Genomic DNA, 12248 nt, shown 5'->3' on the forward strand with positions numbered 1-12248 from the left:
GGTTGTCATGTTCAGGCCCCACTGGCTGGTTTCGCGCTTGCTGCCAGCGTTGCTGGTTTTGCCGCTGGCCGCCTGCGCTACACCGCCCAACTTGCTGCCGGTTCACGCCGCCAGCGCGCCACAACCCGCAGCGGCCAGCAGCAGCCTCGCGCCCACGATCAATTACACCTGCCGCGTGGACAGCGACTGCGTGATCAAGAACATCGGCAACTGCTGTGGCTACTACCCGGCCTGCGTGAACAAGCACAGCCCCGCCGCTCCGTCCGCGGTGCAGGCCGAGTGCAAACGCCGGGGGATGATGTCGGCCTGCGGCTTTCCGGCGATCCGGTCCTGCCGCTGCGCGGCGCGGCACTGCATAGCCGTGAATGCTGCCGCCAGCGCATTCGGGCCGCACTGACATGCTTCACGGACAAGTGCATCTGACCCTGCCGGCGTGGCTGCAGCAATCCGGCCTGGAACAGCGCGATTACGCCGACAGCGATGCGCGCATGGCGTTGGCCATCGAACTGGCGCGGCGCAACGTGGAGCATGGCAGTGGCGGACCATTCGGCGCGGCGCTGTTCACCCGCGACGGGCGTTTGCTGGGCGTGGGCGTCAACCGCGTCGAGGCCATGAACTGCTCGGTGGCGCACGCCGAGATGATGGCGTTCATGACCGCGCAAACGCGCCTGGCGCGCTATCGCCTCAATACGGACGCGCTGGGCATCGTGCTTGCGACCAGCGCGCAACCCTGCTGCCAGTGCTACGGCGCCAGCATCTGGGCTGGCATCGATGAAATACTGATCGGCGCGCGCAGCGAGGACGTGATGCGCCTGACTGCCTTCGACGAAGGCCCGCTGCCGGCGGACTGGATCGGCGAACTTGAGCGCCGTGGCATTGCCGTGCAGCGCGACGTGCAGCGCGAACAGGCCTGCGCGGTGCTGGCCGATTACACCGCGCGCGGCGGCGTGACGTACTGAGCCGCACCCGCCATGACCCCTGCCGACCGTGACAGCGCATACAGCACATCCGTATCCGGCCGCGTGGTGTTGTGCCGCGCCGGATTTGAGGGCGAGGCCGCGGGCGAGTTGGCCACGGCGGCCGCGGCGGCGGGCCTGTCCGGATTCGCGCGCGCCAATGTCGACAGCGGCATGGCCAGCTTCGAGCTGCACGACGCCGCCACGCTGGACGCGCTGGAAGCCACCACGCCGTGGCCGCAACTGATTTTTGCGCGCACCGCATGGAGTCTGCACGCGCGCCTGCAGGCGCTGCCCACCAATGATCGCGTCACGCCGCTGCTGCACGCCACGCAGGCGCAGGGCCAGCATTACGCGCAGGTATTGATCGAGCATGCCGACAGCGATAGTGGACGCGAGCTGTCCGCGCTGGCGCGCGCGCTGGCCGCGCCGCTGCGTGGCGCACTGCAGCGCGCCGGCCTGTTGCACGCGCGGGCACCACGCGATCTGCACGTCCTGCTCAACGCCGGCGATGCGGCCTTGCTGTGCAGCGCGGCGCACGGCGCGGCCTCGCCCTGGCCAGGTGGCATCCCGCGCCTGCGCTTTCCATCCGCCGCGCCCAGTCGCTCCACGCTCAAGCTCGAGGAGGCGTTGCTGGTGTTGCTGGATGAGCGCGAACGCGGACGCTGGCTGCGCCCCGGCATGCGCGCGGTGGACCTCGGCGCCGCGCCGGGCGGCTGGACGTACCAACTGGTGCGGCGCTCGATCCACGTCAGCGCCGTGGACAACGGGCCGATGCAGCCCGCCTTGCTGGAGTCCGGCCTGGTCGAGCACCTGCGCAGCGATGGCTTTCGCTATCGCCCGAGCAAACCGGTGGACTGGCTGGTGTGCGACATGGTCGAGCAACCGCGCCGCGTCGCCACGTTGATGGCCGCGTGGTTGCGCGAAGGCGCCTGTCGCCACGCGCTGTTCAATCTCAAGCTGCCGATGAAAAAACGCCGCGAGGAAGTGCAGTTGTGCCTCGATCTGCTGCGCGCCGCCGTGCCCGGTATCGATCTGCGCGCACGTCAACTGCACCATGACCGCGAGGAAGTCACCGTGCTGGCGCTGCCGCCTTCGCCGCGCTGAGCAACCACTCGGCCGGGCCGCCCTGCTAGCATTGCCGCGGCCCCACCCCCAGAGGATTCGCCGATGAAACGTCTCGCCTTCGCGCTGCTCGTTCTGGGTTCCGTGTTTGCGTTCGGCGCCAGCGCCGCGCCGTTGGAAAAACCCTACAATCCCAAGGCCGACGCCAAGGCCGAGGTGCAGGCCGCGATGCAGGCCGCGCGCGCCGATCACAAGCCGGTATTGATCTTCTTTGGCGCCAACTGGTGTCCGGATTGCCGCGCGCTGGCCAAGTCGTTGTCCGGCGGCAAGAACGCCGCGCTGATGCGCCAGCACTTCAACATCGTCAAGGTCGATGTCGGCAATTTCGATCGCAATCTCGATGTGGCCGAACGCTACGGCGATCCGATCAAGAAAGGCATTCCGGCGGCGGTGATCGTCTCGCCCGATGGCAAGCTGCTGTACGCCACCCAGGCCGGCGAGTTGGCCAACGCACGACGCATGAGCAATGCCGGCGTGTACGCGTTTTTCGAGCAGACGCTGAAGCAAATCAACACGACGCATTGATCCGCGCCGACACACCCAACACGACTCGAGCAAACTGCCGCCCGCGTCATCCGTCGTCATTCCCGCGCAGGCGGGAAGCGCTTCACAACAGCGAAGCTGGTAATCCAGCGGCTCCGCCTTGTCGGCGCGATTTCCGGATTCCCGCCTGCGCGGGAATGACCAGAGGAATGGCCATTTTTACGCCCCTTCATCACGCCCGCGAAGAGCCCACCCATCGACACGCGATCAGCCCGGCGCAGGCGTGATCGCGCGGGCTAGAATGATCGACCCGAACGCGAGTCGCGCATGCGCCGCTTTTATGTCCAGCGTTACCTGATCACCGGCCTGCTCACCATCATCCCGCTGTGGGTGACGGTGGCGGTGTTCGGTTTCGTGCTGCACCTGCTGGCCGAGCTGGGCAGCCCCATGGTCGAAGGCGCGCTCGGCGGTCTGCGCAGGTTCGCGCCGGATCTGGCCGGTGCGCTGACCCACGGCTGGATCAACACCGTGCTGGCGTTGATCGCCACGCTGCTGCTGCTGTACTTCGTCGGCTGGCTGGCCAGTCGCGTGCTCGGCCGGCGTCTGCTGGCCGGTTTCGATGCGCTGATGGTGCGCATTCCGATGGTGCGCACCATCTACGACGGCACCAAGAAGCTCACCGCGATGATGCAGAAAAAACCCAGTGGCACGCAGCGCGTGGTGCTGGTGGAGTTTCCGCACCCGGGCATGCGCACCATTGGTTTTGTCACCAGCACCATGCGCGAGCAGGAAACCGGGCGCGAAATGGTGGCCGTGTTCGTGCCGACCACGCCCAACCCCACCGGCGGCTATCTGGAGATCGTGCCGCTCGATTGCGTCACGCCCACCGACTGGACCGTGGACCAGGCCATGGCCTTCATCATCTCCGGCGGTGCCGCGGCGCCCGACAACTTGCCGCCTTCGGTGCCCTGCAGCAACCGCATGCCGGCGCCGCAAACCCCACCGCAACCCTGAGCACGCCATGACGCCGATGCTCGAGAATCACCTGTTCGACGAGATCGCCATCGGTGATCACGCCGAACTGACGCGCGTGCTGGATCTCGACGATATCCGCGCCTTCGCCAGCGTCACCGGCGATCTGAACCCGGCGCACCTCGATGCCGACTACGCCGCGGCCAGCCCGATGCACGGCGTGATCGCGCACGGGCAATGGGCGGTGGCGTTGATCTCGGCGGTATTGGGCACGCGCCTGCCCGGCCCCGGCACCTTGTTCGTGCGCCAGCGCTTCGATTTTCTGGCCCCGGCGCGGCCCGGCGACACGCTCACCGCACAAGTCACCGTGACCGCGCGCGAGGCCCGGCACAAGCACCTCAGCCTGGCCTGCGCGTGCCGCAACCAGCGCGGCGAAGCGCTGCTGCGCGGCGAAGTGGAGGTGTCGGCGCCACGCCTGAAGCTGCGCATGCAGGCACCCGACTTGCCGCAGGTGATGGTGCAGGCGCACGTCGGTTACGGACGCCTGCTGAGCGCGGCCAGGCGCCACCCGCCGCTGCGCGTGGCGGTGGTGCACCCGTGCAGCAGCGAAGCGCTGGACGGTGCCATCGAAGCCTGGCGCGAAGGCCTGATCGAGCCGCTGCTGGTCGGCCCCGTGGCGCGCATCCACGCCTTGGCGCAGGCCGCGCAAACTGATATCAGCGCGCTGCAAATCATCGACACACCGCACAGCCACGCCTCGGCCAGCGTCGCGGTGGCGCAGGTGCGCGCCGGTCACGCCGCGGCGCTGATGAAGGGCAGCCTGCATACCGATGAATTGCTGCGCGCGGTGCTGGACAAGGATCTCGGCCTGCGCAGCGAGCGCCGCCTGTCGCATGCCTTCGTGCTGGACGTGCCCGGTCACTCGCGGCCGCTGCTGCTGTCCGATGCGGCGATCAACATTTATCCGACCTTGGCCGACAAGCGCGACATCGTGCAAAACGCCATCGATCTGGCGCGGCGCATCGGCATCGAAAGCCCGCGCGTGGCACTGCTGTCGGCGGTTGAAACCGTCAATCCCGCGATCACCTCGACCATGGATGCCGCGGCGCTATGCAAGATGGCCGAGCGCGGCCAGATCACGGGTGGCGTGCTGGATGGCCCACTGGCTTTCGACAACGCCGTCAGCATGGATGCCGCGCGCATCAAGGGCATCGTCTCGCCGGTGGCGGGCCAGGCCGACATCCTGATCGTGCCGGACATGGAAAGCGGCAACATGTTGTACAAGCAGCTCACCTTCATGGCCGATGCCGATGCCGCCGGTGTGGTACTGGGCGCGCGCGTGCCGATCATGCTCACCAGCCGCGCCGACGGCGTGCGCAATCGCATGGCTTCGGCGGCGCTGGCGGTGCTGCTGGGCAGTACGGCGAATCCGCTCCTGCAAGCGCCCGCGGCACCGGACTGATCAGCTCGCGGCATGGCTCCGCACCCGGGTTCATGCGCGCTGGGCTAGGCTATGGCGCTACCCGGTCCCTTGTCGCGCCGATGTCCCTGCCTTTCGATCCGCTGTCGATCAAGTTCCTGATCGTGTACGCCTATGTCGGCGCCGTGCTCGCGGTGCATCTGCGCGGACGCGCACGTCTGCGTTTCGATCGCCAGTTGGTCGATCACTCGGCGCTGTTCGCGCCCTACAACCTGCTGATGTACCTGTTCTCCAAGGTACCCTCGAAGCCCGTGGTGGAGCGCGCGCGCTTCGCCGAGCTGGATGCGCTCAAGGGTCACTGGCAGACGATCCGCACCGAGGCGCTGGCGCTGGCCGAGGCCGGGCACATCCGCAAGGCCGAGGGCCACAACGACGCCAGCTTCGATTCGTTCTTCCGCCAGGGCTGGAAGCGCTATTACCTGAAGTGGTACGGCAACGCCCTGCCTTCGGCGCAGGCGCAGTGTCCGCAAACCGTGGCGCTGGTCAACGCCATCCCCTCGGTGAAGGCCGCGATGTTCGCGCTGCTGCCGCCGGGCAGCAAGCTCAACGCGCACCGCGATCCGTTCGCCGGATCCTTGCGCTACCACCTCGGGCTGGCCACACCCAATTCGCCGGCCTGCCGCATCCTGGTCGATGGCGAGGAACTGGTGTGGCGCGACGGCGAGGATTTCATGTTCGATGAGACCTTCGTGCACTGGGCCGAAAACCGCACCGAGCACACGCGCGTGATCCTGTTCTGCGATATCGAGCGGCCGCTGTACACACCGGTGATGCGCGCGATCAATCGCGCGGTGAGCCGCTTCATGGGCCAGGCCACCGCCACCGAGAACGTACCCGGCGAGCCGGTGGGCGCGATCAATCGCCTGTACGCACGCCTCAACCGCTTCAACAACACGCTGGGCAGTTGGAAGCGGCGCTGGCCGCGCGGTTTCCGCACGGTGAAATACCTGCTGATCATGGCCGTGCTGGCGCTGATTTTTCTGCGTTGAGATTGGCGGCGCACCGCGCTGCCGGTCGGAGCTTCCCGGCAGCGCGCGTCGGGCGGGCTGACCGTGCCGCTCAGCCGCCGCAGGCCGGCGCGGGACCACTGGCCATCTCCGCCAGCAGAGCGTTGACATCGCGCGGCATGCCTTCGAGTTGCTGCACGCTGCCGTCCTTGCCGCAGAACAGCAGCATGGGCGTGCCATCGCCCCCGGCCTTGCTCATCAGTGCATTGTTGGCGCCGATGCGGTCAGTCACGGCCTTGACCGGTGCGGTGTCTGGCTTGATGCCGCCTTCCTCGGTTTTGGGATCGAACGCCGCTTGATCCTGCTGCAAAGCCGCGGCCGGGTTCTTGGCGCTGAGGATCGCGGCGGCCTTGTCGAAACTGGAGCGCTTGACCACCGCCACCAGCACGTAGCGCGCGCGCAGGGTGCCCTTGGCCAGCAATGGTTCGAGTTGCTGATACAGCATGTGGCAGAAGATGCAGTTGGGATCGATGAACACAGTCAGCACCGGCCCCTTGCTGCCGGCCATGATCGCGCCGGTTTCGGGCTGGGCGGCGGCGGCCAGCGCCTTGGCCGGCGAAAGCAGCAAACCGATGTTTTGCGCGGCCTGTTTGTCGAGATCCTCGCCCTTGGGTCCGATCAGCTTGCCCACCAGCAGCGCCGATGCGTCGTCGTTGACCCAAATCACGCTGGGTGGCGCGTTCGGCGCGTCCTTGTAGGAGACCACGGCGCCGGTGAGGCCACCAGGTCCGGCAAAAATCGATTGAGCGATCGCGCGACCACGGCTGGCGCTGCTGATCAACGCCCGTACCTTGGCCAGCGACAAGGGCGCCGGCGGTGCCGTCGCAGCGACCGGTGCGGCCTGCGCGGTCAACGCGAAGCCGCCCGCAACGCACAACAGCAGGGAAAGCAGGGCGCGCAAGGCGCGCTGGTACATGGCAATCATGGCGATCTCGTCAGCAAATGAAACCACGGAATCGGCGCGACGCAAGCGCGCCAAGGCAGCGCTGCAGTGTATGTCATGCCGTGTGCGGCCGTGTCGAGGCAACGCCAGCATTGCGGCACGCCACGCCACGAAAAAACGCGGCGCGGAGGGCGGGCCTTCGCGCCGCGTTGGACTCTCTGCCACGGACAAGCCCGCAATGGGCTGGCCGTGACGCGGCGGTTACTGACAGGTGCCGGTGGTCACCGGGCAGGGCGGATAATCGGGCTGCACGGGGAAGGCCGGCATCCATGGCGGCGGCGGCGACACTTCGGTCGGATGCTGCTTGATTTCCTGCAGCAGCACGTCCACGGCTTTCTCGATTTGCGTGTCGCGGTTGTCCCGCGCGAGCAGGCCGGGATTGACATGCACCTCGATCGATGGCACCACGCCGATGTTCTCCACCACCCACTTCGAGTTGGTGCCGTACATGGCGATCTCGGACACCACCTGCGCACCGCCATCGAGCAACGGGAAGGTGTTGTCATAGCCGCGCACGCCGCCCCAGGTACGCGAACCGATGGTCGGCCCGAGGTGATACTGCTGGAAGCGGTAGGCGAAGATGTCGCCATCCGAGGCCGAGCCGTGGTTGATCAGCGCCGCCATGTGCCCGACGTAGGCATCCTCCGGACTCTGGTAGTAGGCACCGTGGCGGTTGGTCCAGGCCGCGACCGGTTTCTGGTCGAGTTGGTTGAACAGGATCGTGTCGATGAAACCGCCGAGGTTCCAGCGGTCGTCGATGATCAGGCCCGGCTTGTTCAACTGGCTGTAGTACTGGCGCACGAACTCATGCAGGCCAGTGGCCTCCATGTCATTCAAGTACACGTAGCCGATCTTGCCGTCGGACAACTTGTTCACCTCGCGCCGGTTGTTGTTGATCCAGTGCAGCAGGTGCAGCTTGCCGCTGTTGACCACTGGCTTGACCAGAATCGTCCACGGCGTGCCGTCCGGCGTGCTGGCGATACTCAGCGCGATGGTCTGTCCCAGTGTGCCCTGCAACAGCTCATATGGATTGATCGATGCCGTCAGCGGCTTGCCGTTGATGGCCAGCACGTAATCGCCCTGCTTCACCTTCAGCCCCGGCTGCGCCAGCGGCGCGTAGTAGCCCGGCACGGTGTTGTCACCGTGATAGATGCGCTTCAGGTAATAGCGGCCCGCGCTGGCGTTGAGCGCGAACTCGACGCCCAGTCCGGCGGTCGGCTGCGGCGGGGAGTGCCAACCCATGTCGCCACCGAAGATGTACATGTGGCTTTCGCCCAGCGAGCCGATCATGTTGGCCATGATGAAGTTGAGGTCTTCACGGGTTTGCACCAGCGGCAACAGCGCGCGGTAGCGGTCACCGATGGCGGCCCACTTGGCCTTGATCAGCTCGGGATTGACGAAGTAATCGCGCACGTTGCGCCAGGCCTCGTTGAAGATCTCGGCCCATTCCGCGCGCGGCACCACTTGCATCTGCATGTGCGAGGTGTTCAGCGGCTTGGCCTTGGCCGCTGGCGAGAATGTTGCTGGACGCAGCACCCACTTGCCGTGCAGGCTGTACAGCAGCGTCGAGCCATCGGCCGACAGCGCGAACCCGCCACCGACGCCCTGCGCCAGGGTCAGCGCCTTGCGCTTGGCCAGGTCATAGGCGCGCAATTCGGGCATCTCGCCCGGAATCGCTCCGCCCAGCACCGGCACCGGCATGGTGGCGTAGTACACGACGCCCTTGGCCTCGGCCACCTGCATGATGTTGGCGGCTGGCACCGGCACCTGCACCGCACGGTTGATCAGGCCGTTGAAGTCGATGTTGACCACGGGTGTCTTGGCTTTTTTGCCCTTGGTCTTGCCCTTCGCGCCCGACTTGGGCCTGGACGCGGCCGGCGCCTGCGTGCGCGGCGCGAACGGCGACGGCGTGCTGGCCTCGAGCGTGGTCACGTACAGGCCATCGGGCACCACGCCCGAGGCACCGAAGTTGTAGGCGGACAGGACCGGATTCACCAGCCGCGCCGAGACGAAGTACAGATACTTGCCGTCCTGCGAGAACGCCGGATTGCTGTCGTTGAAATCACCGCGGCTGACCTGATGCAACTGACCGTTGTCCACGCCATAGATGAACAACGCGTGCAGGTGGTTGGGCAGGTGCTTGGAAAACGCCAGCCAGCGGCTGTCCGGCGAGAATGCCACGTCCTGGAACGCGCCAATGATTTTTTGTCGGTCGGTGGTCACTTCCTTGCGCGCGCCGGTGTTCACGTCCACCAGCCACAGGCGCTGACGCGAATCGGTGTAAGTCAGCCAGTCGCCGTTGGGGCTCCACAGCAGCGGACCCGCGTAGGTGATGTCGGCTTCCCGGGTGAGCGCCTTGGGCGCGCCCTTGCCGTCGGCCGCGCGCAGCATCACCTGGCTGTCGATGCCGTTGTCGCGGATGTAGGCAATCCACTTGCCGTTGGGTGACCAGGCAGGGGCTTTGTCATTGCTGGCCACGGTGTGGCTGATTTCTGTGGTGTGGCCGTATTTGGCCGGCACCGTGAACAGCGCGCCGCGTGCGCTGAATACCGCCAACTTGCCATCGGGCGCGATGTCGGCGCCGCGGATCATCTTGGCCGCGGCGTATTCATACGGCAGCGTGCGCGAGCCGCCCAGCGGCACCGTCACCGGCACTTGCGCGAGCTTGCCCGTGGCGAAGGAATACACGTACAACAGTCCGCCATCTGACAGCGCGATGCCGGTGTTGCCCAGGCTGGGCCAGTCCACGTCGTAGGTGGGGAAGTCCGTCACCTGCTGCGTGGCGCCGGTCTTGAGGTCGCGCTGCCACAGGTTGAGCACGCCGTTCTTGCCACGATCCGAGGCGAAGTACAGCGTATTGCCGTACCACATCGGGTAGGCGTCCTCGCCCTTCCAATGGGTCAACTGCGTGCTGGCGCCGCTGGCGAGGTCATAGGTGTAGATGTTGTCGGCCTGACCGGCGTAGTAGTGCTTGCGGTGGAACGCGCGCAGCACGCGCGCGAGCTTGTTGTAAGCCACCACGGTGCCGCTGGCGTTGAACGACAGCGGGCCGGTCCATGGCATCGGCAGGGCCACCGGCAGGCCACCGGTCACCGGCACCTCGAAGGCGCGCTCGATCTGCGGGTTGAAGCTTTCACGGCGCGACAGGAACACCACGTCCTGGCTGTTGGGCGTCCAGCCGATCACGATGTTGTCCGGCGCGGTCATGATCTTGCCGTGCATCTGAGCGTTGATCGAACGCCAGGTGAGCTGCTTGACCGGCCCGCCATTCACCGACACCACGTACACATCGGTGTTGCCGCGATACCAGCCGGTAAAGGCCACCCACTTGCCGTCGGGCGAGAGCAGCGGGTGCGAGTCGTAGCCTGAATCCGAGGTCAGGCGCGTGGCTTCGCCGCCCTGCACGCCCACCTTCCACACCGCGCCGCCGGCTTCGAATGCCACGGTGTTGCCGTGGATGCTGGGATAGCGGATCAGCGCCTGCACCGGGCCGGGCACAGGCTGCGCCAGCGCGCTGGGCGCAAGCAAGACGAGAGAGAGCGCCGCGCAGAACGCGCCAGCCAGAGTCTTCAGCATCATGGGCAATCCTTGGGCAGGGGAGCGAAGCGGCTCGAATGCGCGCGCCGTGGCAGCACGCGCGCATCAAATTCGGCGCCGCCGCCCGCGCGCGGCGCGCATCAGCGGCCACCCGTCAAGGACTGTCCGAAGCATGAACAAGTTCCTGCATGCGCCTGCCAACTTGCGGTCGCCGTTCTTACGAAACCGTCATGTTTGCCACGAATCAAGCCGCGGTGCCGCCCACGGTCATGGCGTCGATGCGCAGGGTGGGCTGGCCGACACCGACGGGTATGCTCTGACCGTCCTTGCCGCACACGCCCACGCCTTCGTCCAGGGCCAGGTCGTTGCCGATCATGCTGATGCGCGTCATGGCCTCGGGGCCGTTGCCGATCAGGGTGGCGCCCTTGACCGGGCGGGTAATGCGGCCGTCCTCGATCAGGTACGCCTCGCTGGCCGAGAACACGAACTTGCCGCTGGTGATATCGACCTGGCCGCCGCCGAAGTTGGCCGCGTACAAGCCCTTCTTCACCGAACAGATGATTTCCTCGTGGCTGTGCGGGCCGGCACGCATGTAGGTATTGGTCATGCGCGGCATGGGCAGGTGCGCGAAGGATTCGCGGCGGCCGTTGCCGGTGGGCGCCATGCCCATCAGCTTGGCGTTGAGTTTGTCCTGCATGTAGCCGACCAGAATGCCGTCCTCGATCAGCGTGGTGCAAGCGCTGGGCGTGCCCTCGTCGTCCACGCTGAGCGAGCCGCGGCGGCCGGGCAGCGTGCCGTCATCGACCACGGTGACCCCTGGCGCGGCCACGCGCTGGCCCATGCGCCCACTGAAGGCCGAGGTGCCCTTGCGGTTGAAATCGCCTTCCAGGCCGTGGCCTACGGCTTCGTGCAGCATCACCCCCGGCCAGCCAGGGCCGAGCACCACGGTCATGCTGCCGGCCGGCGCGGCCACGGCTTCTAGATTGACCAGCGCGGCGCGCACGGCTTCGTCGGCAAGATGTTGCGGGCGGCCACTGCCCAGCAATTCTTCCAGTGAATAGCGACCGCCGCCGCCAGCGTAACCCTGCTCGCGGCGGCCCTCGGCCTCGACGATGACTTGCACGTTGAGGCGCACCAGCGGCCGCACGTCGGCGGCCAGCGTGCCGTCGGCCGCGGCCACCAGCACGGTGTCGAGACCGGCGGCCAAGCTCACGATGACTTGCTTGACGCGCGCATCGCGCGCGCGGCAATAGGCATCGAGTTCGCGCAGCACGGCCAGCTTGCGCGCGGTGTCGATGCTGTCGATCGGGTCGATCGCCGGATACAGCCGACGTGGCTCGCGCAGCGCCAGCGGCTGGCCGTCGCCACGCCCGCTGCGCGCGATGGCGCGCGCGGCGCCGGCCGCGGCGAGCAGTTGCGGCAACACGATGTCATCGGAATAGGCGAAGCCGGTCTTCTCGCCGCTGATCGCGCGCACGCCGACGCCCTGCTCGATGCTGTGCTGGCCATCCTTGACGATACCGTCCTCCAGCACCCAGCTCTCCGCGCGCGAGTGCTGGAAATACAGATCGGCGGCATCGACCTGCGGACTCATGAGCTGTGCGAACACGCGCTGCAACGCCGCGCTGTCGAGATCGCCGGGCGCCAGCAGGCGCTGCTCGGCGAGGCTGAAAACCTGATCCATGGGGAATGCCTGACGCGACGCGCCGGATGACGAGTGAGACCTGCAACGTAGGGACAGCGGC

General features: G+C 66.9%; 10 protein-coding genes. 7 read left to right on the top strand and 3 right to left on the bottom strand.

The features are described 5' to 3' along the window. Positions 1-7: 7 nt before the first annotated feature. The 7 genes from ACYDAT_RS07685 to ACYDAT_RS07715 all read left to right on the top strand — a co-directional run bounded on the left by ACYDAT_RS07685 (position 8) and on the right by ACYDAT_RS07715 (position 6005). Complete coding sequence (locus tag ACYDAT_RS07685) at positions 8-397, top strand: hypothetical protein (protein ID WP_461449403.1); 390 nt, start codon at positions 8-10, stop codon at positions 395-397. Position 398: 1 nt separating this feature from the next. Continuing rightward, positions 399-959 carry a nucleoside deaminase gene (locus ACYDAT_RS07690; protein WP_461439666.1) on the top strand — a complete coding sequence of 187 codons (561 nt, stop codon included), beginning with the start codon at positions 399-401 and terminating at the stop codon, positions 957-959. Between the two features lie 12 nt (positions 960-971). Next, complete coding sequence (rlmM, locus tag ACYDAT_RS07695) at positions 972-2063, top strand: 23S rRNA (cytidine(2498)-2'-O)-methyltransferase RlmM (RefSeq protein ID WP_461449405.1); 1092 nt, start codon at positions 972-974, stop codon at positions 2061-2063. Between the two features lie 63 nt (positions 2064-2126). Then, positions 2127-2606, top strand: coding sequence for a thioredoxin family protein (locus ACYDAT_RS07700; RefSeq protein WP_461439664.1), 480 nt, complete (start codon positions 2127-2129; stop codon positions 2604-2606). Between the two features lie 285 nt (positions 2607-2891). Then, positions 2892-3578, top strand: a complete 687-nt coding sequence (locus tag ACYDAT_RS07705) for a DUF502 domain-containing protein (RefSeq protein WP_461439663.1) — start codon at positions 2892-2894, stop codon at positions 3576-3578. Between the two features lie 7 nt (positions 3579-3585). Beyond that, the gene (locus ACYDAT_RS07710) at positions 3586-4998 is read left to right on the top strand and encodes a bifunctional enoyl-CoA hydratase/phosphate acetyltransferase (RefSeq protein ID WP_461439662.1); all 1413 of its coding nucleotides are present in this window, start codon (positions 3586-3588) and stop codon (positions 4996-4998) included. Between the two features lie 80 nt (positions 4999-5078). Then, entirely contained in the window at positions 5079-6005 is a 927-nt protein-coding gene (locus tag ACYDAT_RS07715; RefSeq protein WP_461449407.1) for an aspartyl/asparaginyl beta-hydroxylase domain-containing protein, read from the top strand. Between the two features lie 70 nt (positions 6006-6075). Here the strand turns inward: ACYDAT_RS07715 and dsbG are convergent, their stop codons facing one another. The 3 genes from dsbG to tldD form a co-directional block, all read right to left on the bottom strand. Next, positions 6076-6948, bottom strand: a complete 873-nt coding sequence (gene dsbG, locus ACYDAT_RS07720) for a thiol:disulfide interchange protein DsbG (RefSeq protein ID WP_461449409.1) — start codon at positions 6946-6948, stop codon at positions 6076-6078. Positions 6949-7167: 219 nt separating this feature from the next. Further along, positions 7168-10545, bottom strand: coding sequence for a S41 family peptidase (locus tag ACYDAT_RS07725; protein WP_461449411.1), 3378 nt, complete (start codon positions 10543-10545; stop codon positions 7168-7170). A 202-nt stretch (positions 10546-10747) separates the two neighbouring features. Beyond that, positions 10748-12187: a metalloprotease TldD gene (gene tldD, locus ACYDAT_RS07730; RefSeq protein WP_461439916.1), complete on the bottom strand. Its 1440-nt coding sequence runs from the start codon at positions 12185-12187 to the stop codon at positions 10748-10750. Between the last annotated feature and the right edge of the window lie 61 nt (positions 12188-12248).

This window comes from Metallibacterium sp., assembly GCF_054637675.1.